This is a genomic window from Stakelama sediminis, assembly GCF_014199335.1.
Lineage (GTDB): Bacteria > Pseudomonadota > Alphaproteobacteria > Sphingomonadales > Sphingomonadaceae > Sphingomonas > Sphingomonas sediminis.
Window position 1 is genome coordinate 424,817 of the sequence record NZ_JACIJI010000002.1, and the last position, 20,735, is coordinate 445,551.

Consider the following 20,735-nt stretch of genomic DNA (forward strand, 5'->3'; position numbering starts at 1 on the left):
ACCTGCATGCGTTAGCTGCGCAGGCGCTCGATCGCCTGAGCCATCGCGACGTACAACTTGCCCATATCCGACGACAGCAATGTCACACCCAGCGGTGATCCGTCCCGCAGTGACAAAATCTGACGCAGCATTGCCTCAAAATCATGAATGTAGCGATTGACCTGCTCGCGGAACTCGCTGTCTTCATTATAAAGGCGTGCGACTTCCCTTGCTTCACCCGGTTCGAGCAAACGTACCGCGCGCCGCGTAAACACGCCGCGATCCCCCTTCAGATAGGCCGCCCAGGCGCTGTCGGACACATCGTGCGAGAAACTCTTGGCAATATCGATTGATGCAGAATTCAGCGCTTCGATCAACAGAGAGACGCGACGCGCGAAATTATCACGGTCGCTGGCTTCGCGTTCGGCACGCGCTTCTTCCAGCCGCGTTTCGACCACGGCGGTCTGTTCGGAAATGGCAGCCATATGCCGGCTGAGGCGCTGGCTGGCCTCGCTCGCGGCCGCAACCGCCTCTTCGGTGCTGCGATGGAGTTCCGCAAGCTGACGCCCCACCGTGACTTCGGTTGCGCGGGTCAGCGCGTCGGCACCCTCCTGTTCCAGCTTGCGTGCGGCCGCCGGAATCACGCTGGCAAGGGTGTTGCGTGCCTGATCGCTGGCGGTTGTCGCGGTTTCACGAATACGCATCAGCGCATCGACCAGTTGCGGTGCCGCTTCATCGGCAAAGCGCTGCGTACTGGCGACCGTGGCGTCGACGATCTGCTGCACGTTGGCGATACGATCATGCCCGACATCCAGATTTTCGAGCAGCGATTTAGTGATCGTCGCCAGCGTATCGCGCTGATTGGCCACCACCTCCGCAATCGCCTCGATCGCGTCATGGGTGCTTTCAGCCGCCGTGACCAGCGCCAGCAGTTCCGGTTTCGATGCGGCGACAACGGTACGGCTCTCACCGATCCGCGCGTCGAGCCTGTCGAGCGCTTCGGGCATGGTTTCGTCCATTTCGCGCGCAGCCGCATCCAATGCGGTCAGCAGGCGTTCGGCCGTATCGATGACGCTGTGCGCAGTCTCGTCGCCGATGCGCATCGACTCCGCCATAGCGTCGGCGGTTCCGGCAAGCGCGCTGATCGACGCCGCCAGTTCCTGCGAACGCTGCGTTCCGGTTTCATGCAGTATGCCGATTTTGCCATCGACGGCATCAATTCCGGTCTCAATCGACGCAAACAGGTCGGCGCTGCGCTGATGCTGTGCACCCAGTTGCTCGGTGACACGCGCGATGGCTTCGTCGACCGCCTCGATCCGGCTGGCGAGTGCAGCGACACCTTCCTGACCGGCGCGTTCGAGCGCGTCCTGATTGGATCGCAACATGGCCACCATCGCTTCGCCCTGCGCGGTGATCCCCTTGCGCGCTTCGTCGACTGCCTGAGCGGTGCGATCAAGTACGGCGTCCACTTCGCCGGACATCTGTTCGGTGACCTGTTCAAGCCGGGCACCGGCGGCTTCGCTGGTTGCCTCCATCCGCGCGATATGCGCGGCCAGCCGTTCCGCGGCACCGCCGGCCATTTCATGCGCCTCGCGTCCACGCTGGGAAAGCGCCGCAAGCTGCGCCTCCAACGCGGCTGCGTGTTGTCCGGCGGACAGCCCGGTGTCGTCGAGCCGCTGCGCCAGTGCGTCGGTTTCGCTCTGCGCTTTGGGAAGCGATGCCAGCAGGATTTCGAGCGATTTCCGACTCTGGTCGGTCGCACTGGTCAGGTTGTTTGCCGAACGGTCGATCAGCTTCGCCTGATCGGCCATGCCGTTGCTGACCGCTTGCAGACGTTCGGCGGCATCGTCGCCCAGTGCCAGCAGCTCATTGGTCTGCTTCGCCAGCTCGGCACGGTTGTTTTCGATTTTTCGGGAAAGGGCGGCAACCATGCGTTCAAGGCTGTTCGCCTCTGCGCGCATAGCGCGGGCGGTTACACCGAAACGGTGGGCTTCTGCACGACTGGTCCGCATGGCGAGCAGCCAGATAATGCCGAGCAGGGCAGGGGGAACGCAAAGTGCGGCGATGAACTCGGCCAGCGTGATCGGGTCGAGCGGCTGCCGCAGGCTGGGCCATGCGAGCATGACCATCCCGACAAGCCATGCCAGTACCGCAACCACCGCCAGGGATGGCAATAACCAGCCGCGGCCGCGCGCATCAGCATCGATATTCGCTTCCAAAAGTTCCCATTCATCGACGAACTCCGAAGGTTGAGCCTGAGTGGTCTCCGCTTCGACATGCGCTTCGTGATTCTGCTCCGCCTGTTCGGCGCCGTGCAGCCCGACGATTTTCGATCCCCCGTTCATGCAACTATGTTTACCATGTTTCCGAAAAGGACAAAGCCCTTTGCGAAACGTTAAGCACCATGGGGTAGTCTTGGAGTCATGGCGTATGATCCCGGAGCAATCGATGCGACGTTGGCGGCAGCAGTCGGGGATGAACCCGGCCTGATCGCCGAACTTCGTGAAGCGTTCATGGACAGCGCCCAGCGGACGCTGGACGTTCTGGATGCGACAGACACGCAAGATAGCTGGCGTGCTGCTGCCCTGCGGCTCAAAGGGCTGGCGGCAAGTTTCGGTGCGGTCCGGCTGATGGCGCTTGCCGAACAGGCCGCAAACGGCCCGGTCGGCGATGAAGCCATGCTGCACAAGCTACACCGGGCGGTTGAGCGCCTCTAAATCCGGCGTTACGCGCGTAATTCAGTGCCAGGCGGGGGCAAACTCGCCATCGTCGCCCATGACGTGCAGCACGCCATCACGAATCGCGAAATAGCTGCCGTGCAGTAGCAGCTTGCCTGCCTCCAGCCGTTCGTTGACGAACGGGAAGCTGCGCAGATTGTTGAGCGAAACGCGTACCGTTTCCAGTTCCAGCGCGCGGGTCGCTTCGGGACCGGTGCCATGCTCGGCGATCACCTTTGCACGGGCTTCGTCGAGCATATCGACCCAATGAGCGATAAAGCCGCCTTCCCCCGGTGCGGCATCGGCAAAAGCGTTGGTCAGCGACGCATGTACGCCGCCACAGGAGCCGTGGCCCATCACGACAATGTGCTTCACTTCAAGTTGCGTGACCGCGAATTCCAGTGCTGATGACACACCATGCCGGCCGCCGCCTTCCTCAAACGGCGGCACCAGATTGGCGACATTGCGCACGACAAAAATCTCGCCGGGAGAGGTGTCGAAAATCTGTGCGGGATCGACTCGGCTGTCGGAACAGGCGATGACCATGACCTGAGGTGACTGGCCTTCGCGCAGTTCGGCCCAGCGTTCGCGCTGGGTACGCCATTCGGAGTCACGAAATCGGCGATAGCCGGCGAGCAAATTCTTAAATCCGTCCATAAGAGTGCTGATACACCGCGCGTCGGGACTGGCAAGACCGGATCAGGATCGCTATCTCGCTTCCCATGACCGAAGTTACCGAACTTGCTCGTCCGCCGCGTCAGCGCAAACCCGACTGGATTCGGGTCAAAGCTCCCACTTCGGAAGGGTTTGCCGAAACGAAACGGCTGATGCGCGAAAAGAATCTCGCAACGGTGTGCGAAGAGGCCGCCTGCCCGAACATCGGGGAGTGCTGGACGAAAAAGCACGCAACCGTGATGATTCTTGGCGATACCTGCACGCGAGCCTGCGCCTTCTGCAATGTGAAGACCGGTATGCCGCGCATGGTCGACCCCATGGAGCCGCAGCATGTCGCCGATGTCGCGGTGCAGATGGGGCTTCAGCATATCGTCATCACTTCGGTGGATCGCGACGATCTGCCCGATGGCGGTGCCAGCCAGTTCGTGAAGGTCATCCGGGCACTGCGCGAACAGGCGCCCGATACCACGATCGAGATTCTGACGCCCGATTTTCGCAATAAGGTCGATCGCGCGCTGGAAATGATCGTTGAGGCACGTCCCGATGTGTTCAATCACAATCTGGAGACGGTACCGCGGCTCTATCCCACCATTCGCCCCGGCGCGCGCTATTATGCGTCGCTGCGCCTGCTGGAAACGGTGAAGAAGCTCGATCCGTCGATCTTCACCAAATCGGGCATCATGCTCGGGCTGGGCGAACAACGGCTGGAAGTGCATCAGGTGATGGACGATATGCGCTCCGCCGATATCGATTTCCTGACCATGGGCCAGTATCTGCAACCCACGCCACGCCATGCAAAAGTGGCTGATTTCGTTACGCCGCAGGCATTCGATGCCTATGCCGCGATTGCCCGGGCAAAGGGCTTTCTGCTGGTGGCGTCCTCACCGCTGACGCGTTCCAGCTATCATGCCGGCGACGATTTCGACCGTTTGCGCGCGGCGCGTGAAGCCAGGCTCGCGAGCGCCAAACCGCAAGCCTGATGCCCAAGCATACCGAAACCCGGCATCTGCCTTATAGCTGCGAACAGATGTTCGATCTGGTCGCGGATGTCGGGCGCTATCCCGAATTTCTGCCCTGGATCAGCGCGATGCGCGTGCGCAGTGACAGCGACACCCAGATGGTCGCCGATATGATCGTCGGGTTCAAAGGGCTGCGTGAAACCTTCACCTCAAAAGTGAACAAGCAGCGTCCTGAACATATTCATGTCGAATATCTCGACGGACCGCTGAAATATCTGCACAATGACTGGAAATTTCGTCCCGCGGACGGCGGTGGCTGCCTGGTGGATTTCTGCGTCGATTTCTCGTTCAAGAACCGGATGTTCGAAATGCTGGCGGGCCAGGTGTTCGACCGTGCACTGCGTAAGATGATCGGTGCGTTCGAAACCCGCGCCAATGCGCTTTACGATTCCTCGCCCGACGGCTCCGATCCGGGCATCAATAAGTCGAGTGCGCATAACGCCGCCTGAAGGCGGATGGAGCCGCGACCTTCATCGTCGAAATTATGGGCATCGGCGACCACCTGTTGCGGGTCCGCCCCGCGTTCGGCGCGCGCGAATACGACCGTTCCGACCGGCTTTTTCTCCGTACCACCGTCCGGACCGGCAATGCCCGTGATCGCCACCGCAACGTCCGCGTGCGAATGCTCCAGCGCGCCCTGCGCCATGCTCCAGGCAACTGCCACCGATACCGAACCGAAGGTTTCGAGCAAATCGAGGCTGACATCCAGAATGCCCAGCTTCGCATCATTCGAATAGGTGATGAAACCGGCTTCCAGCACATCGGACGAACCGGGAATTTCGGTCAGAGCCGCAGCAACCAGCCCGCCGGTGCAGCTTTCGGCAAGCGCGATGCGTCGTCCATCCTTTCGGTTGGCCTCGATTACCCTGCGCGCGGCCTCGACAAGCTTTTCGGGAAGTACCGTATCCACTTTATTCCCCTGTGTTGGTCGGGCAGATCTGAAACGCTGCCTCATCCTTATGTTTGCGTGCGCCTACTTCAATTGCCGTCACAATGACACTGGCAAGATTCGCGGGCGGCAAAGGTTCCAGATTACGCAAAATCTTGCTGGCGGCCGGGCAATCTTCCGGTTGCAGTTCCTTGGTGACCAGACCGCTCATCAACGTCTGTATCATCGGCAGTGCAAAACCCGATTGCGCCAGCACCGCGCCCTGCGGCCCGGCCAGCGCGCCCAGCGCCGTGCGCGCCTTGGGAAGGGCCGCATTCTGTGCTGCGCGAAGCCGGTTCATGTACCCGGCATTCAAATTCGACAGATAGGCATTGCGCGGCAATCCGGGCATGCAAATCCGCTGCGCGGTCGTCAGCATGTCGGGCAGCACCACCGTCACCAGAGCCTGGGCCTGATCCTCCGGAATGCATGCCCCCGCAGCGATTTGCGCCATGCCGGGATTGGGAAAGCTTACCATACCCAACAGCGCGATTGCTGCGGAAATACTCCGCTTCATGCCTGATCCTCCGGAATCCTGACGGTGGCGACTGCCTGTGCGGCGATTCCTTCGCCGCGTCCTGCAAAGCCCAACCGCTCCGTCGTCGTTGCCTTGATGCTAACCTTCGCCGGTTTAACCCGCAACAGGGCAGCGATCCGGTCGCGCATGGCGTCGCGGTACGGGCCGATTTTTGGCGCCTCACAAATCAGGGTCAGGTCGATAAAATCGATCCGTCCGTGCTGTTGCTCGATCAGATTGACGGCATGCTCAACGAATTTGTGAGAAGCAGCGCCTCGCCATTGCGGATCGCTCGGCGGGAAATGCGTGCCGATATCGCCTGCACCGATCGTGCCGAGCAGAGCATCCGTCATCGCATGGAGGGCGACATCGGCATCGCTATGCCCCGACAGGCCCTTATCATGCGGGATTTGCACGCCACCCAGCCACAAATCCTCTCCGTCCACCAGCCGATGAACATCGAACCCCATTGCGGAACGGCTGATCATGGTGATTTCTCCCGTCTTTCCCCGCGCATCCGCCAGATCGCTGGCGAAGGTAATTTTCTCCAGCCGGGAATCGCCTTCAACCATCACGACGTCAGCACCATGGGCACGCACCATCTGCGCATCGTCGGTCGCTTCGCGATCTTCCGGCCAGGTACGATGCGCCGCCAGCACCGTAGCGAAATCGAAAGCCTGCGGGGTTTGTACGCGCACCAGATCGTCACGGGGAACGACGTCGCCCAGCGTACCGGTCGACCGTGCCAGCGTATCGGCCATACGCAGAACCGGCACGCAGCCGGAATGCGTTTCCAGTGCGGCGAGCAACCGATCAATGACCGCGGACGGCAGGAAAGGGCGGGCGGCGTCGTGGATCAGGACTCGCGCACATCCGCCGGTTGATGCGATGTGCTCCAGACCAGCGCGTACCGAATCGCGTCGTGCAGCCCCACCGATGACCGGTTCGATGCCCGGCAAGGCTTCCTGAAACATCGCCTGCTGTCCGTCGCCGATAACAACCACAACCCGGTCCACGCCGGGATGCGCGCAAAAGGCGTCATAGCTGTGGCGCAACATCGGCTGGCCCGCCACCGACGCGAATTGCTTCGGCAGGGTGTCACCGGTGCGCAGTCCCCTTCCGGCGGCGACGATCAGCGCAATGGTTTCGGTTGAAATCATTGCGCTGCGTTAGCGCAAGCCGCGCGTGCCCGCCAGCCTTGCGGAATGCGTGATAGTGCCGTATCTGCTGCCCAAAATTTAGGCACATTTATGCAAAAAATCGCCCCCATCCAGATCGGCTCCGTGCGGATCGACATCCCGGTATTGCTCGCGCCGATGACCGGCGTGACCGACCTGCCGTTTCGGCGTGTCGTGCGTCGTTTCGGCTCTGGGCTGAATGTGACCGAAATGATCGCCAGTCAGGCCGCGATCCGCGAAACCTATCAATCGGTGCGCAAGGCCGCATGGGATCCGATCGAGGAACCCGTGTCGATGCAGCTTGTCGGCTGCGACCCGCAGGCGATGGGCGAAGCGGCGAAACTCAACGAGGATCGCGGCGCGGCGATCATCGACATCAATATGGGCTGTCCGGTGCGCAAGGTCGTCAACGGCTGGGCCGGATCGGCGCTGATGCGCGATCCGAAACTGGCGGCAGAACTGATCGCAGCGACGGTCAAAGCGGTATCGGTGCCGGTGACACTGAAAATGCGCATGGGATGGGATCATGACAGTCTGAATGCCCCTGAACTGGCACGCATTGCCGAGGATCTGGGCGTGCAGATGATTACCGTGCATGGCCGGACTCGCTGCCAGCTGTACAAGGGTACCGCCGACTGGAAATTCATCCGCAAGGTGAAGGATGCGGTATCGGTGCCGGTGATCGTCAATGGCGATATCTGTTCGATCGAGGATGCTCGCACCGCGCTCGAACAATCCGGTGCCGACGGGGTGATGATCGGCCGCGGCGCCTATGGGCGACCATGGCTGTTGCGGCAGATGATGGACGATCTGAGCGAAGGCGCTGCGCGTCCCGATCCGACGCTGGACGAACAGTATCGCGTTATTGTCGATCATTATCACGATATGCTGAACCATTACGGCAAGGAAGTCGGCGTCAATATGGCGCGCAAGCATATCGGCTGGTACACGCGCGGCCTGCACGGATCGGCGGAGTTCCGTAATCGCGTGAATCAGGTGCCGGACCCCGACGATGTGCTGGCAATGCTTGCCGAATTCTATGCGCCCTGGCGAAACCGCGCCGCGGCCTGAAAGCAATGGTGGTCGCCAAGGGCTTAGGGAAGCCCGGTTTTGCAGAATTATTCGCCGGCTTGCCGGTGGCGGTGCTGGTGCTGGATGCGGAACGGTGCGTCGCGCATGCCAATACGGCGTGCGAATTGCTGCTCAACCGTTCCGAGCGCGGAATGCGCGGCAAAAAACTCGAAGCCATCCTGATGCCTCCGGCCGGATATGCCGACCGCCGGCCATCGCTGGGTTTTGCCGCCTTCGATTGCGATATTGCGCTGGCGCGGGGCGGCACGTTGCACGTCGACTTCATCGAGACGCTGATAGCGGAATATCCGGGCTGGAGCACAATCGCCATCCACCACGCCGCTGCCGGAAGGCGGCTGAGCCATGGCATTGATCGCACCGCAGGTGCGCGTGCGGCAATCGGCGCGGCGGCGATGCTGGCGCATGAGATCAAGAATCCGCTGTCGGGCATACGCGGCGCCGCCCAGCTTCTGGCATCCGGTGGTCCTTCAGAGGATCTCACCACCCTGATCACGACCGAAGTGGATCGCATTGCCGCACTGATCGACCGGATGGAGGATTTCACCGACACCCGCCCGCTCGATTTACGGGCCACCAGCATCTATCCGCTGATCGGCCATGCCAGATCGGTTGCGCAAGCAGGCTTCGCCAAGGGCATTCAGGTGCATGAGCAATTTGACCCTTCGCTACCGCCTGTGCTGGTTGATCGCGATGCTCTGCTTCAAATCCTGCTGAACTTGCTGAAAAACGCCACCGAGGCGTGCCGTGACGAACACAGTCCGCAGATCACCATTGCCACCGCCTATCGCCACGGCATGTCGATCAGCGTCGGTCCCGGCCTGCCGCGCCGTCCCTTGCCGATCGAAATTGCGATTTGCGACAACGGACCGGGTGCGCCTGCGGACATTGTGCCGCATCTTTTCGAACCCTTCGTTTCTGGTCGACCGGAGGGGAAGGGGCTTGGCCTGCCGCTTGTCGACAAGCTTGTGCGGGAAATGGGGGGCATCGTCGAATATATGCGGGAAACCGAACCGGAACCGAGAACTGCGTTCCGCCTCTATCTGCCGAGGACAGGAACATGAGCGGCGATCTCCTGCTCGTAGATGATGATGCGGCGATCCGTACCGTCATCGTCACATCCCTGCGCCGTGCCGGTTTCGATATCCGCGTGGCTTCGTCGCTGGCGGAAATGGAGCGCGAACTGAAGCGCGCACGTCCCGACCTTCTGATTACCGATGTTGTCCTGCCGGATGGGGACGGGCTGGACAGGGCGGCAGCGCTGACGGAAAGTGACCCGGGTCTGCCGATCATCGTTCTTTCCGCCAAGAATACCCTTTCAACGGCGGTTCGGGCCAATGAAGTGGGTGCGTTCGAATATCTGCCGAAGCCGTTCGATCTGGATGCGCTGACGGCGGCAGTGCGTGGTGCGCTGGATCGTAGTGTCGGGGATGCCGAAGAACAGGAGACATTCGCCGAAGACGCTGTCCCGCTCATCGGGCGATCGCCGGCGATGCAAGAGGTCTATCGCATCATTGCCCGCATGGTCTCCAACGACCTGACAGTGCTGGTTACCGGCGAATCGGGTACCGGCAAGGAACTGGTCGCCCATGCCATTCACGACCTTGGCCATCGCCGTCGCGAGCCGTTCATCGCCCTCAACATGGCGGCCATCCCCCGCGAATTGATCGAGGCCGAACTGTTCGGGCACGAACGCGGCGCCTTTACCGGTGCACAGGCGCGCGTAGCGGGTAAGTTCGAGCAGGCGTCCGGCGGCACCCTGTTCCTCGATGAAATCGGGGACATGCCGATGGAGGCGCAGACGCGATTATTGCGGGTTCTCCAGTCCGGGGAGTTCACGACCGTCGGGGGAGCACGCACCATTCGGGCGGATGTCCGTATTATCGCCGCAACCAACAAGGACTTGCATCAGCGCGTCGAAGCCGGGCAGTTTCGGGAAGACCTGTTCTATCGACTGAACGTCGTGCCGATCAACCTGCCCGCGCTGCGCGATCGCAGGCAGGACATTGCCTTGCTCGCCCGCCATTTTCTGGACCGCGCGGCAGAAGAAGGTCTTCCGCGCAAGCGCATCGACCCCGCAGCGCTAAGCTTATTGGAAGAGCATGGCTGGCCGGGCAATGTCCGCGAGCTTCAGAATGTGATGCGCCGAATCGCGGTACTCGGCAGAGATGACGTGATCGATGCGGAAGAAATCGCCGCGATGTTGGGTGCAGGCGAGGGGGGAAGTGCAGTCGAGCCCCTGCTTCCCACCAAAAATATTGCAGATGCCGTGCGTGCGCATCTGCGTCATATTGAACGCGAAAATCCGGCGTTGCTGAGCAATGGCGGATTATACGACCATATGATCGCACAGGTGGAACGGCCGCTGATCGAAACCATGCTCGCCCGGCATGACGATAATCAGTTGCGCACCGCGCAAGCGCTGGGAATCAACCGCAACACGCTTCGCAAGCGCCTCGACCTGCTGGGTATCGAGGCCGGAAAACGCGCCGAAACGAAGGACTGAATTGCATTATCCTGCAATTATGTGTTTTCCGCGCAACGCAGTTGTTGTAACCCGGCAACGATGAATTCGGAAAGTTCGATTACTGCCGATCAGAGCGTGCCGCGTCGCGGCCTGCCGATCATGCCCTTGATCGAACTTGCGGTGCTGGCTTTTGCGATCGTTGCTGCCGTCGGCACCTATATCCTGCTATCCGAACAGGATTCACCGAAATTGCTGACGCCGCCACTGGTGGCACTGCTGCTGATCGCCAACATGCTGCCCTGGATGGCGCTGCTCGTGTTGTTCGGGCGGAGGGTGGCGATGCGCCGCGCGGCGGAGTCTGCAATCGGAGGCAATGGGCGGTTGCATGTCCGGCTGGTGGCGATCTTTTCGCTGATCGCCGCAGTGCCGATGGTGCTCGTCACCATCTTTGCCTCGCTGTTGTTTCAATATGGGGTGCAGTTCTTCTTTTCCGATCATGCCCAGGGGATGCTGGAAAACGCCTCTGCGCTGGCCCAGGAAAATTACAGTTGGGAAGTGAGTCGCGTGAACCGCGAAACGCTGACCATGACGAAGGATCTGAACTACTATCTCGAAAGCTACAGCTATGACAGCAAGGAGTTCGTTACCGGCTTTGGCTATCAGATTTACCGGCGCGAACTGAACCAGGGCAGGATTGTCCGCGCCGTACCGGGCAAGGAAATTCAGACACTCGCCATTGCCAACCCTGATGAGAGTGAAGACGAAAACCCGGTGACGCCTGCCATGATCGCGCAACTGCGTGCCGGCAAGCAAAGCGTCATCATCACCCGTCCCGACAGCGTCAATGTCGTCACGACGCTCAACAAGGACGACAATACCTATCTCTATACCCGGCGGATTTTTGAGAAGGAACTGGCGTCGCAAATCCGTCGCGGACGCACCATCGTCCATGATTATCAAACGCTGCGAACCCAGGCACGCAAGCTTCAGATCCGGTTCAATGCCGCACTGTTCGCCGCTTCGCTGCTGATTGTCGGCCTGGCCGTGTTTGTCGCGCTTCAGGTGGCCGACCGGCTTGTGCGTCCCGTCAGCGATCTGGTGGATGCGGCGCGGCGCGTGGCGGGCGGCGATATGGATGCCCGGGTTCCCGCACCGCAATCGGTGGATGAAATCGGCACACTCGCCAATGCGTTCAACCGGATGACCGGACGATTGCAGGAACAGACCAACGCTCTTGTCGCTGCCAATGCTCAGGCGGAAAGTCGGCGTGCATTGATCGAAGCGGTGATGTCGGGTGTACGCGCGGGCGTGATTTCGATCGGTGAGGATCGTAACGTCCGCCTGATCAACCGCTCGGCGATGGAATTGCTGCGAACCGGTGAGGAACCGCCGGTCGGCATGAAGCTGCATAGTATCGCGCCGGAGCTTGATGCCCTGCTCGACGACGATGCCGGAGAGGCAATCGTTCAGATGACGGTCGGCGGGGAGGCAAAGACGCTTGCCGTCAAGATCACCCATGATGAGAGCAACCGTATCCTGACGTTCGACGACATCACCCAGCAACTGCTCGATCAGCGTCGTGCGGCATGGTCGGACGTTGCCCGACGCATTGCGCACGAGATCAAGAACCCACTGACTCCGATCCAATTGGCTGCAGAGCGGCTGCAACGGCGCTATGGCGGCAAGATTGACGCTGACGACACAACTTTCGGCCGGCTGACCGAAACGATTGTCCGTCAGGTCGGTGACTTGCGGCGCATGGTGGACGAATTTTCCTCTTTCGCCCGGATGCCGAAACCGGTGTTCCGCGATGAGCTGATCGGCGATATTGTGCGCCAGACCGTCTTTTTGCACGAAGTTGCGCATCCCGATATTCGCTTCACCGTCGAACAGCAGGAACCGCCGCTGCATCTGATCTGCGACCGTCGTCAGCTTGGACAAGCGATGACCAATGTCGTAAAAAATGCCGTCGAAGCGGTGGGCACGCGGCCCGATACCAGCATTGCGGGAGCAATAGAGGTCAAGATCACGTCCGACGCGCAAAACGGCAAGGTTTGCGTCGCCGTGATCGATAACGGCATCGGCTTGCCGGTCGAACGCGACCGGATCGTCGAACCCTATATGACAACACGCGCGCGTGGCACCGGACTCGGCCTCGCGATCGTCAAGAAGATCGTCGAAGAACATTTTGGAACAATAGAATTTTCTGACCGGCCGGAAGGGGGCACGATTGTGCGGCTGGTCTTTGATGCGCACTTGCTTGCCGGTCTTGCCGAAAGCCGGCGTGACGACCGCAGCGAACCGCAAACCGCGCACCCATCCCTTACCCGTAGCAAGAGTGTTGACCAATGAGCCTTGATATTCTGGTAGTCGATGACGAGCGCGACATTCGTGAGCTGGTCGCTGGCGTCCTGGAGGATGAAGGATATGAAACGCGCAGTGCCGCCGACAGCGATGCCGCGCTGGAGGCGATAGCGCAACGCCGGCCTTCGCTCGTATTGCTCGACGTATGGCTGCATGGATCACGGCTGGACGGACTTGATCTGCTTGATGAAATCAAGCGCCTGGATCCGTCGGTTCCGGTGCTCGTCATCTCCGGACACGGCAATCTGGACACCGCGGTAGCGGCCATCCGAAAAGGCGCGGCCGATTTTATCGAAAAGCCGTTTGAAGCAGAACGGTTGCTGCTGCTCGTTCAGCGGGCAACGGAAACGGAGCGATTGCGGCGTGAAGTCGCATCGCTGCGTGCCACTGCCGGGCATGAAGATGACCTGACGGGCGGTTCGACGGCGATCAACGGCGTTCGCGCCACGCTCAAACGCGTCGCGCAAACCGGCAGCCGCGTATTGATCAGCGGCGGGCCCGGCACCGGCAAGGAGGTCGCCGCACGGCTGCTGCATGGCTGGAGCCAGCGCAATCAGGGGCCCTTCGTGATCGTCAGCGCCGCACGAATGACACCCGAGCGCGTCGAAGAGGAATTGTTCGGGGTAGAGGAGGGCAGTGACCTTGTCCGCCCCGGTCTTCTTGAACAGGCACATGGCGGCACGCTGTTCCTAGACGAAATCGCCGACATGCCGCTGGCTACACAGGGGAGGATTCTGCGTGTCCTGACCGATCAGAGCTTTACGCGGGTCGGCGGTCAGCGCGTGGTAAAGGTCGACGTCCGGGTGGTTTCGGCCACGGCGCGCGATCTGAACGACGAAATCGCGGAAGGACGTTTTCGCGAAGACCTGTTCTACCGGTTGAATGTGGTGCCGGTTACCATTCCTCCCCTTGCCGAAAGACGGGAAGATATCCCCCCGCTGGTTGAGCATTTCACCGCGCAATATGCGGCTTCGCGACGGGTACCTACGCCGGAAATCGCCGATGACGCCATGGTGGCGCTGCAATCCTATGAATGGCCGGGCAATGTCCGGCAACTTCGCAATGTGGTCGAACGCACGATCATTCTGGCGCCCGGCGATCGTATCGGCCGGATTGATGTCGACCTGTTGCCGCCGGAAGTGACCGGGGGGGCGGGGGACAGTAACGGCGGAATTACCGACGCGTCGATCATGGGGGCACCGCTGCGCGAAGCACGCGAAACCTTTGAACGCGAATATCTGCGCGTGCAAATCAGGCGATTTTCCGGAAACATTTCGCGCACTGCGCATTTTATCGGCATGGAACGATCCGCACTCCACCGGAAGTTGAAATTGCTCGGCATCAATGAAACGCGCAAGGACGACTGACCGTCATGGTGGACGTCGGCGCTTGTAATCCCTAAAAAGGGTATGGGCGCCGGACGGGTGCTGACAACCGACGCCGGGTAGCGGCGCACAATCGCGGAAAACCGTTCCGCCAAAAATGAAGGCTGAGAATATGGCCGAAAAACAGACTTCCCTTCAGGATCTTTTTCTCAACGCCCTGCGCCGTTCGAAAACGCCGGTGACCATGTTCCTGGTCAAGGGCGTGAAGTTGCAGGGTATCGTGACATGGTTCGACAATTTTTCGGTGCTGCTGCGCCGGGATGGCCAGTCGCAACTGATCTACAAACATGCAATTTCAACGATCATGCCATCGGGGCAGGTGGATTTCGGCGACATTATCGATCGAGTCGCCGATGCCCAGAAGCGCGGCAATCCGACATTGCAGGAAATCTTCCTCAACGCGGTGCGCAAGGGCGACGAATCCGTCACCATGTTCCTGATCAACGGCGTCATGCTGCAGGGGCAGATTGCCGCCTTTGACCTGTTCTGCATGTTGTTGCAGCGCGATGGTATGTCGCAGCTTGTCTATAAACATGCCGTGTCGACCATTCAGCCGGCCAACCCGCTGAATCTCGCCGAAGAACAGGCGAGCTCGGACGAGGATTGAGCACCGGGTTCGATCGCGAAGCCGACGACTTTGCTCGCGGCGCGCGCGCCGTCATCGTCTATCCCGAACTGGGCGATTCGGCGCGCGATAGCGATGCACGTCTTGAAGAAACCGCAGGCCTTGCCGAAGCCATTGGTATCGAGGTGGTTGAAAAGCGCGCTTTTGCGGTTCGTGCACCCAAGCCGGCTACCCTGCTGGGCAGCGGTCAGGTGGAAAGTCTGCATGAACTGATCGAGGAGCAGGGCGCACAGCTTGCCGTATTCGATGCCTCACTCAGCGCGGTGCAGCAGCGTAATCTGGAAGATGCGCTGGGCTGTAAGGTCATCGACCGGACGGGACTGATCCTCGAAATCTTCGGTGAGCGGGCGCGCACAGCCGAAGGGCGGCTACAGGTGGAACTCGCGCATCTGGATTATCAGGCCGGTCGTCTGGTGCGAAGCTGGACCCATCTCGAACGGCAGCGCGGCGGATTCGGCTTTCTGGGCGGTCCCGGCGAAACCCAGATCGAGGCCGACCGTCGCCTGATCCGCGATCGCATGGCGCGTTTGCGGCGCGAACTCACGCAAGTCAGCCGCACACGCAGCCTGCACCGCGATCGCCGCCAGCGCGCACCCTGGCCGGTGATTGCACTGGTCGGCTATACCAACGCCGGAAAGTCCACGCTTTTCAATCGCCTGACCGGTGCTGACGTCATGGCGGAAAACCTGCTTTTCGCGACGCTGGACCCGACATTACGCCAGATTCAGCTTCCCGGCATCGACAAGGCGATCTTGTCCGACACAGTAGGCTTTGTGTCCGAACTGCCCACTCAGCTTGTCGCCGCGTTCAAGGCGACGCTGGAAGAAGTGGTATCGGCCGACCTGCTGGTCCATGTCCGCGACATTGCCCATCCTGATACCGAGGCACAGCGTGATGACGTCGAATCGGTGCTGAAGGAAATCGGCGTAGCCGAACAGACGCCGCGGATCGAAGCCTGGAATAAACTCGACCTGCTTGACGAAGAGCAGCGAGCGGAAATCCGCGAATTGGCAGCACATCGTCCGGACGTCGCGCTGGTGTCAGCGCTCAGCGGGGAAGGGGTGGATGCCCTGCTTGACCGGATTGCCGACAAGCTGACCGCCGGACATCGTCGATATACGATTACACTGCCCTCCGCAGATGGGGCCGCAGCGGCATGGCTGCACGCGCATGGTGAGGTGTTGTCGCAAGAGATTGCGGGCGACGATGCGCTATACGAGGTGCGTATGGCGCCGATGGACTATGAACGCTTCATCCGCCGGAACGCTTGACTTCCTGCCACAGCGCTTCCTTCGCATCGAGATCGAGGCCCGGAAAATCCTTCCCCGCGCGGGTTTCCATCGCCCGAAAACGCCGTTCGAACTTACCGTTGGCGCTTCGTAGCGCAGCCTCGGCATCAACGCCGAGATGCCGCGCCCAGTTCACCACCGCAAACAACAGATCGCCGACCTCTTCGGTAATATCGTCCGGAGTGGTTGCGTCCTCAACCTCATTCAGTTCTTCAGCGATTTTTGCACGCGCGCCGGAGGCATCGGGCCAGTCAAACCCGGTCCGGGCCGCGCGTTTCTGAAGCTTTTGCGCACGCATCAACGCCGGCAGACCCTGTGCGACACCGTCCAGAGCACCATGCTCTGCCCTGGCGCCCCGCTCTGTGGACTTGATTTGTTCCCATCCGGGGGAGGCGTCCGCATCCCCGAAAATATGCGGATGACGGCGTTCCATCTTATCGCTGATCGCGTTGACGACATCGGCAAAAGCGAATTGTCCGGCTTCCTGCGCCATGCGGGCATGAAACACGACCTGAAGCAGCAGGTCGCCGAGTTCGTCTTTCAGAGCGTCCGGATCATTCCGGTCAATGGCATCGACCACTTCATAGGCTTCTTCGATCGTGTACGGTGCAATCGTCTCGAACGTCTGCACACGGTCCCATTCGCAGCCGGTTTTCGGATCGCGGAGCTTTGCCATGATGCGGAGCAGGCGTTCAGTCATCGCAGGAGCCTCTTCTCACACTTATAAGTCAGTTCGATAATATACATTATGTTAAATTCAATCGCTGTCGGATTTATCGGGTTCAAGGATCAGGACGCCCTTTTCCACCCGCCAGGAACCCAGCCGTGAGAGGAAATTCATGCCGATGACATCCAGTCCCTGAAAGCTTGGCGCGACGACCACATGCAGGTCGTGCATTTTCAGGCTGCCCAGCGTCATGGTTTTGACCGTCGCCCGTCTGGCCGCGACGGTACCGTTCGCGGTCTCGATCAGCACCGGATAGCCGCTGTCGCTGACATCCACTCCGGCGGCCGCAGCAGTTTGCGGCGAAATCGCCGTCATGGTCGCACCGCTGTCGATCAGCATGCGACGCTCCACACCGTTCAACCGGACCTGTGCCCAGAAATGGCCGTCGACGGATTGACGAATGCGCGTTGTATCGCCTTGCACGCTTTGATCGCTCAGGCCGATCCGTCCCGCCAGATCGACAAGCTGCTGCCGGTTATCAACGATAACAAAGATCAACCCGCCGATAATGACCCAGCCAAGCAGATTGCGCACGATCGCTCGGAAGGAAAGCCTGCGCGCGCCAAGCGAGCTCACTACCAATATCAGGACCAGCACATAAAATACGACGTTGAGCGACTGATTATCCGTCACGCCGCCAGTACCAGTCCGTCATAGCCCGGTTCCACCCCATCGGGCAGTTCGGCACATAGCGTGGCATAGTCCATGCTGTTGTCCATGTGCATCAAAGCAACGCGACCGGGACGAAATTCGTCAATCCAGCCCAGCACCTCCGGCAGATTCGGATGGGTTGGATGCGGGCGTCGCCTCAGCGCGTCGACTACCCATATATCCAAATCCTTATAAATTTCTTTCATATCCTCCGTCATGATATTGAAATCAGTGGCATACCCAATCGATTTTCCACCGCATTCAAAACGCAGGCCGGAAGAAAATATAGTACCATGCGGCTGATCCGCGACACGAACTACAATGTCGCCGATCGTGATAATGTCGGGCAACGGCTCCGCGGCAATACTTGGCCGATACCCGTGTCTGCCATTGAACGCATAGCCAAACCGCTGATCCAGCAGTTTCAGCGTTTGCGGGCGGGTCAGCCCACGAACCGGTTCGCCTTTAACGTGCATAACCTGACGCAGATCGTCGATGCCGTGGCAATGGTCGGCATGATCGTGCGTCCAGATCACCGCGTCGAAATCGTCGATTCCGGCGGCGAGCAATTGTTCCCGCATATCCGGGCTGGTGTCGATCAGAATATGCGTGGTATCGGTCGAGACCAGCATCGACGCACGGGTTCGCCGGTTTTTCGGCTCTTGCGGGTCGCAAACACCCCAGTCATTACCGATCCTCGGCACACCGGACGAGGTTCCGGACCCGAGGATACGGATTTTCACGCGACGGTTTTCGCAAATAAAGTGTGGAAGTTACGGCGCGTCGTTTCCGCCAGTTCTTCCGGGTCGTCGCCACGCAATTCGGCAAGAAAGCGACAGGTGTCCGCGACAAAGGCGGGCTCGCCGGTTTTCCCGCGATGCGGCACCGGCGCCAGAAACGGCGCATCGGTTTCGATCAGCAGACGTTCGACGGGCAGCGTCTTCGCCGTTTCCTGCAGGTCTTTGGCGTTCCTGAACGTCACGATGCCGGAAATGGAAATATACATGCCAAGGTCCAGCGCGATCTTCGCAAATGCCGCGCTGGCGGTGAAACAATGGATCACGCCGGGAAAAGCGCCCTTCCCCATCTCTTCGCGCAAAATCAGCGCCGTATCTTCCTCGGCCTCACGCGTGTGGACGATGACCGGCAACTGCGTCTGACGACATGCCGCCAGATGGCTGCGAAAGCTGCTTTGCTGCCTCTCGCGGTCGGAATGATCGTAATAATAGTCGAGGCCGGTTTCCCCGATACCGACGATCCGCGGATGGGCTGCACGCTTTACCAGCTTCGCGGTATCGACATCGGGATGGGCATCGGCTTCATGCGGGTGAATGCCGACCGTAGCCCAGACATCGCCCTCGCGCTCCGCAGTAGCGACCACATCGTCCCATTCGCTTTCGCGCGTGGCGATATTGAGCATCGCGACCACTCCGGCATTACGGGCATTGCCCAGTACCTCGTTCTGCCGGTCGCCAAGACCTTTATAATTCAGATGACAATGACTGTCGGCCAGCCTCATGCCGCCGGTTCCTCCGTCTTTTCCGCAAGCGTCAGTCTGGGGAAGATGGGGGCTGGCGGATCAATCTTGAACCCCGATGCCGCTTTGCGTTCATACCAGCCGTCATCCGCCAGCGCGGCGTGATCGCGTTCGTCCGCCCCGATCTGATCGAGCAGCTTCGCCGCAGATGTCGGTACCACCGGCAGAATGGTAATCGCCAGCAACCGGATTGCCCGGATCAGCGTGCCCAGCACCGCGTGCATCCGGTCGGGATCGGTCTTGCGCAACTTCCACGGTGCCTGCGTATCGATATACTGGTTGCACGCGAACACGCCCGCCATCCAGCTTTCCAGCGCCTGTGACAGCGCCAGATCCCCAAATGCCGAGCAGAAACCGTCACACGCCTTACGCACTTCATCGAGCAGTGCGGCATCGGCCGGATCGCCCTTTCCCGCTTGCGGGAATGCGCCCTCAAGGTTTTTAGCGATGAACGATATCGTCCGCTGGCCCAAATTACCGAAGCTATTGGCCAGATCGGCATTGGCTCGGGTGACTATGGCTTCATCCGAATAGCTACCGTCCTGCCCGAAGCTAACCTCGCGCAGTAAATAATAGCGCAGGGAATCGACGCCATACAGGTGTGCCAGCGCCATCGGATCGATGACGTTACCCGTGGATTTCGACATCTTCTCGCCACGGTTGAGCAAAAAACCGTGCCCGAATACCTGTTTGGGCAGCGGCAGCTTCGCCGACATCAGGAAAGCTGGCCAATATACGGCATGAAACCGGACGATATCCTTCCCGATCAGATGCAGATTCGCCGGCCACCATTTTGAAAATTCTTCTGAATCATTTGGATAGCCGACACCGGTAAGATAGTTTGTGAGCGCGTCGACCCAGACATACATGACATGGCCGGGACTGTCCGGCACCGGCACGCCCCAGTCGAAACTGGTACGCGACACCGACAGATCGACCAGCCCGCCTTCGACGAAACGCAGCACTTCGTTGCGGCGGCTTTCCGGACGGATAAAATCCGGATGGGCGGCATAGAAATCGAGCAGCGGCTGCTGATATTTGGACAGGCGGAAAAACCAGGTTTCCTCCGCGGTCCATTCGACCGGCGTTCCCTGCGGAGAGAGTTTCTGCCCCCCCTCTCCTTCGCTCAGTTCCTTTTCCTCGTAAAAGGCTTCGTCGCGGACCGAATACCAGCCTTCATAGCGGTCAAGATACAGGTCGCCCGCATCCGCCATCGCCTTCCAGATCGTCTGGCTGGCGGTATAATGATCCGCCTCTACCGTCCGAATGAATCGATCACACGAAATATCAAGAGATTGCGCCATCTCATGAAAATATCCTGACATTTCGTCGGCCAGTTCGCGTACCGGTACATTGCGGTCGCGGGCGGTCTGCACCATTTTCAGGCCATGCTCATCGGTGCCGGTCTGGAACCGCACTGCGCGTCCCGTCTGGCGCTGGAAACGCGCAATCGCGTCGGCGGCAATCATTTCATAGGCATGGCCGATATGCGGCCTGCCGTTGGGATAATGGATTGCGGTGGTGATATAATAGGGATCGGCCATGGCCATGCTCCCTAAAGCGGATTGGTGGCCGCGTGAAGCCGCTC

The 20,735-nt window shown here is 60.1% G+C and carries 20 protein-coding genes; 10 read left to right on the top strand and 10 right to left on the bottom strand.

The window, feature by feature from the left end:
* Nucleotides 1-11 precede the first annotated feature (11 nt).
* Complete coding sequence (locus FHR23_RS08510) at nt 12-2,324, bottom strand: coiled-coil domain-containing protein (RefSeq protein WP_184002843.1); 2,313 nt, start codon at nt 2,322-2,324, stop codon at nt 12-14.
* A 78-nt stretch (nt 2,325-2,402) separates the two neighbouring features.
* Here FHR23_RS08510 and FHR23_RS08515 point away from each other — a divergent pair, with 78 nt between their 5' ends.
* Complete coding sequence (locus FHR23_RS08515; protein WP_184002845.1) at nt 2,403-2,696, top strand: Hpt domain-containing protein; 294 nt, start codon at nt 2,403-2,405, stop codon at nt 2,694-2,696.
* 21 nt (nt 2,697-2,717) lie between these two features.
* Here FHR23_RS08515 and FHR23_RS08520 read toward each other — a convergent pair whose 3' ends face one another.
* Nucleotides 2,718-3,353 (bottom strand): carbonic anhydrase, encoded by a 636-nt coding sequence (locus tag FHR23_RS08520; protein WP_184002847.1) that lies wholly within the window; start codon nt 3,351-3,353, stop codon nt 2,718-2,720.
* A gap of 65 nt (nt 3,354-3,418) precedes the next feature.
* Here FHR23_RS08520 and lipA point away from each other — a divergent pair, with 65 nt between their 5' ends.
* Together lipA and FHR23_RS08530 are read left to right on the top strand one after the other, a co-directional pair.
* Nucleotides 3,419-4,351, top strand: coding sequence for a lipoyl synthase (gene lipA / locus FHR23_RS08525; RefSeq protein WP_184002849.1), 933 nt, complete (start codon nt 3,419-3,421; stop codon nt 4,349-4,351).
* Nucleotides 4,351-4,839: a type II toxin-antitoxin system RatA family toxin gene (locus tag FHR23_RS08530; RefSeq protein WP_184002851.1), complete on the top strand. Its 489-nt coding sequence runs from the start codon at nt 4,351-4,353 to the stop codon at nt 4,837-4,839. Before lipA ends, FHR23_RS08530 begins: the two co-directional genes overlap by 1 nt.
* On the opposite strand, the gene FHR23_RS08535 is transcribed toward FHR23_RS08530, so the two are convergent.
* The 3 genes from FHR23_RS08535 to FHR23_RS08545 are packed head-to-tail and all read right to left on the bottom strand — an operon-like array spanning nt 4,773 to nt 6,995.
* Nucleotides 4,773-5,345: a CinA family protein gene (locus FHR23_RS08535; protein WP_184002853.1), complete on the bottom strand. Its 573-nt coding sequence runs from the start codon at nt 5,343-5,345 to the stop codon at nt 4,773-4,775. The two genes, FHR23_RS08530 and FHR23_RS08535, sit on opposite strands and share 67 nt — an antisense overlap.
* Complete coding sequence (locus tag FHR23_RS08540; RefSeq protein ID WP_184002855.1) at nt 5,302-5,835, bottom strand: hypothetical protein; 534 nt, start codon at nt 5,833-5,835, stop codon at nt 5,302-5,304. The genes FHR23_RS08535 and FHR23_RS08540 overlap by 44 nt, the downstream gene beginning before the upstream one ends.
* Entirely contained in the window at nt 5,832-6,995 is a 1,164-nt protein-coding gene (locus FHR23_RS08545) for a bifunctional 2-C-methyl-D-erythritol 4-phosphate cytidylyltransferase/2-C-methyl-D-erythritol 2,4-cyclodiphosphate synthase (RefSeq protein ID WP_184002857.1), read from the bottom strand. The genes FHR23_RS08540 and FHR23_RS08545 overlap by 4 nt, the downstream gene beginning before the upstream one ends.
* A gap of 90 nt (nt 6,996-7,085) precedes the next feature.
* On the opposite strand from FHR23_RS08545, the gene dusB reads away from it, so the two are divergent.
* From dusB to hflX, 7 genes are all read left to right on the top strand, one after another.
* On the top strand, nt 7,086-8,084 hold the full coding sequence (gene dusB / locus FHR23_RS08550) for a tRNA dihydrouridine synthase DusB (protein ID WP_184002859.1): 999 nt from the start codon (nt 7,086-7,088) through the stop codon (nt 8,082-8,084).
* Between the two features lie 5 nt (nt 8,085-8,089).
* The gene (locus FHR23_RS08555; protein WP_184002861.1) at nt 8,090-9,166 is read left to right on the top strand and encodes a two-component system sensor histidine kinase NtrB; all 1,077 of its coding nucleotides are present in this window, start codon (nt 8,090-8,092) and stop codon (nt 9,164-9,166) included.
* On the top strand, nt 9,163-10,608 hold the full coding sequence (ntrC, locus tag FHR23_RS08560; RefSeq protein ID WP_184002863.1) for a nitrogen regulation protein NR(I): 1,446 nt from the start codon (nt 9,163-9,165) through the stop codon (nt 10,606-10,608). Before FHR23_RS08555 ends, ntrC begins: the two co-directional genes overlap by 4 nt.
* 60 nt (nt 10,609-10,668) lie before the next feature.
* Nucleotides 10,669-12,921, top strand: a complete 2,253-nt coding sequence (locus FHR23_RS08565) for a sensor histidine kinase (RefSeq protein ID WP_184002865.1) — start codon at nt 10,669-10,671, stop codon at nt 12,919-12,921.
* The gene (gene ntrX / locus FHR23_RS08570) at nt 12,918-14,300 is read left to right on the top strand and encodes a nitrogen assimilation response regulator NtrX (protein ID WP_184002867.1); all 1,383 of its coding nucleotides are present in this window, start codon (nt 12,918-12,920) and stop codon (nt 14,298-14,300) included. The genes FHR23_RS08565 and ntrX overlap by 4 nt, the downstream gene beginning before the upstream one ends.
* A gap of 130 nt (nt 14,301-14,430) precedes the next feature.
* The gene (gene hfq / locus FHR23_RS08575) at nt 14,431-14,925 is read left to right on the top strand and encodes an RNA chaperone Hfq (protein ID WP_246359787.1); all 495 of its coding nucleotides are present in this window, start codon (nt 14,431-14,433) and stop codon (nt 14,923-14,925) included.
* Nucleotides 14,922-16,214: a GTPase HflX gene (gene hflX, locus FHR23_RS08580; RefSeq protein ID WP_184002871.1), complete on the top strand. Its 1,293-nt coding sequence runs from the start codon at nt 14,922-14,924 to the stop codon at nt 16,212-16,214. The genes hfq and hflX overlap by 4 nt, the downstream gene beginning before the upstream one ends.
* Here hflX and mazG read toward each other — a convergent pair.
* The 5 genes from mazG to metG are packed head-to-tail and all read right to left on the bottom strand — an operon-like array spanning nt 16,195 to nt 20,691.
* Nucleotides 16,195-16,932, bottom strand: coding sequence for a nucleoside triphosphate pyrophosphohydrolase (mazG, locus tag FHR23_RS08585; protein WP_184002873.1), 738 nt, complete (start codon nt 16,930-16,932; stop codon nt 16,195-16,197). The two genes, hflX and mazG, sit on opposite strands and share 20 nt — an antisense overlap.
* Before the next feature lie 57 nt (nt 16,933-16,989).
* The gene (locus tag FHR23_RS08590) at nt 16,990-17,592 is read right to left on the bottom strand and encodes a TIGR02281 family clan AA aspartic protease (RefSeq protein ID WP_184002875.1); all 603 of its coding nucleotides are present in this window, start codon (nt 17,590-17,592) and stop codon (nt 16,990-16,992) included.
* Nucleotides 17,589-18,353, bottom strand: coding sequence for an MBL fold metallo-hydrolase (locus FHR23_RS08595; protein WP_184002877.1), 765 nt, complete (start codon nt 18,351-18,353; stop codon nt 17,589-17,591). Before FHR23_RS08595 ends, FHR23_RS08590 begins: the two co-directional genes overlap by 4 nt.
* Nucleotides 18,350-19,129, bottom strand: coding sequence for a TatD family hydrolase (locus FHR23_RS08600; protein ID WP_184002879.1), 780 nt, complete (start codon nt 19,127-19,129; stop codon nt 18,350-18,352). The genes FHR23_RS08595 and FHR23_RS08600 overlap by 4 nt, the downstream gene beginning before the upstream one ends.
* Entirely contained in the window at nt 19,126-20,691 is a 1,566-nt protein-coding gene (gene metG / locus FHR23_RS08605) for a methionine--tRNA ligase (protein WP_184002881.1), read from the bottom strand. The genes FHR23_RS08600 and metG overlap by 4 nt, the downstream gene beginning before the upstream one ends.
* Between the last annotated feature and the right edge of the window lie 44 nt (nt 20,692-20,735).

Bases quoted from the DNA above. Each gene is read 5' to 3' on its own strand.
- FHR23_RS08510 (WP_184002843.1), bottom strand. From the start codon at position 2,324: ATGAACGGGGGATCGAAAATCGTCGGGCTGCACGGCGCCGAACAGGCG.
- FHR23_RS08515 (WP_184002845.1), top strand. From the start codon at position 2,403: ATGGCGTATGATCCCGGAGCAATCGATGCGACGTTGGCGGCAGCAGTC.
- FHR23_RS08520 (WP_184002847.1), bottom strand. From the start codon at position 3,353: ATGGACGGATTTAAGAATTTGCTCGCCGGCTATCGCCGATTTCGTGAC.
- lipA (WP_184002849.1), top strand. From the start codon at position 3,419: ATGACCGAAGTTACCGAACTTGCTCGTCCGCCGCGTCAGCGCAAACCC.
- FHR23_RS08530 (WP_184002851.1), top strand. From the start codon at position 4,351: ATGCCCAAGCATACCGAAACCCGGCATCTGCCTTATAGCTGCGAACAG.
- FHR23_RS08535 (WP_184002853.1), bottom strand. From the start codon at position 5,345: ATGAGGCAGCGTTTCAGATCTGCCCGACCAACACAGGGGAATAAAGTG.
- FHR23_RS08540 (WP_184002855.1), bottom strand. From the start codon at position 5,835: ATGAAGCGGAGTATTTCCGCAGCAATCGCGCTGTTGGGTATGGTAAGC.
- FHR23_RS08545 (WP_184002857.1), bottom strand. From the start codon at position 6,995: ATGATTTCAACCGAAACCATTGCGCTGATCGTCGCCGCCGGAAGGGGA.
- dusB (WP_184002859.1), top strand. From the start codon at position 7,086: ATGCAAAAAATCGCCCCCATCCAGATCGGCTCCGTGCGGATCGACATC.
- FHR23_RS08555 (WP_184002861.1), top strand. From the start codon at position 8,090: ATGGTGGTCGCCAAGGGCTTAGGGAAGCCCGGTTTTGCAGAATTATTC.
- ntrC (WP_184002863.1), top strand. From the start codon at position 9,163: ATGAGCGGCGATCTCCTGCTCGTAGATGATGATGCGGCGATCCGTACC.
- FHR23_RS08565 (WP_184002865.1), top strand. From the start codon at position 10,669: ATGAATTCGGAAAGTTCGATTACTGCCGATCAGAGCGTGCCGCGTCGC.
- ntrX (WP_184002867.1), top strand. From the start codon at position 12,918: ATGAGCCTTGATATTCTGGTAGTCGATGACGAGCGCGACATTCGTGAG.
- hfq (WP_246359787.1), top strand. From the start codon at position 14,431: ATGGCCGAAAAACAGACTTCCCTTCAGGATCTTTTTCTCAACGCCCTG.
- mazG (WP_184002873.1), bottom strand. From the start codon at position 16,932: ATGACTGAACGCCTGCTCCGCATCATGGCAAAGCTCCGCGATCCGAAA.
- FHR23_RS08600 (WP_184002879.1), bottom strand. From the start codon at position 19,129: ATGAGGCTGGCCGACAGTCATTGTCATCTGAATTATAAAGGTCTTGGC.
- metG (WP_184002881.1), bottom strand. From the start codon at position 20,691: ATGGCCGATCCCTATTATATCACCACCGCAATCCATTATCCCAACGGC.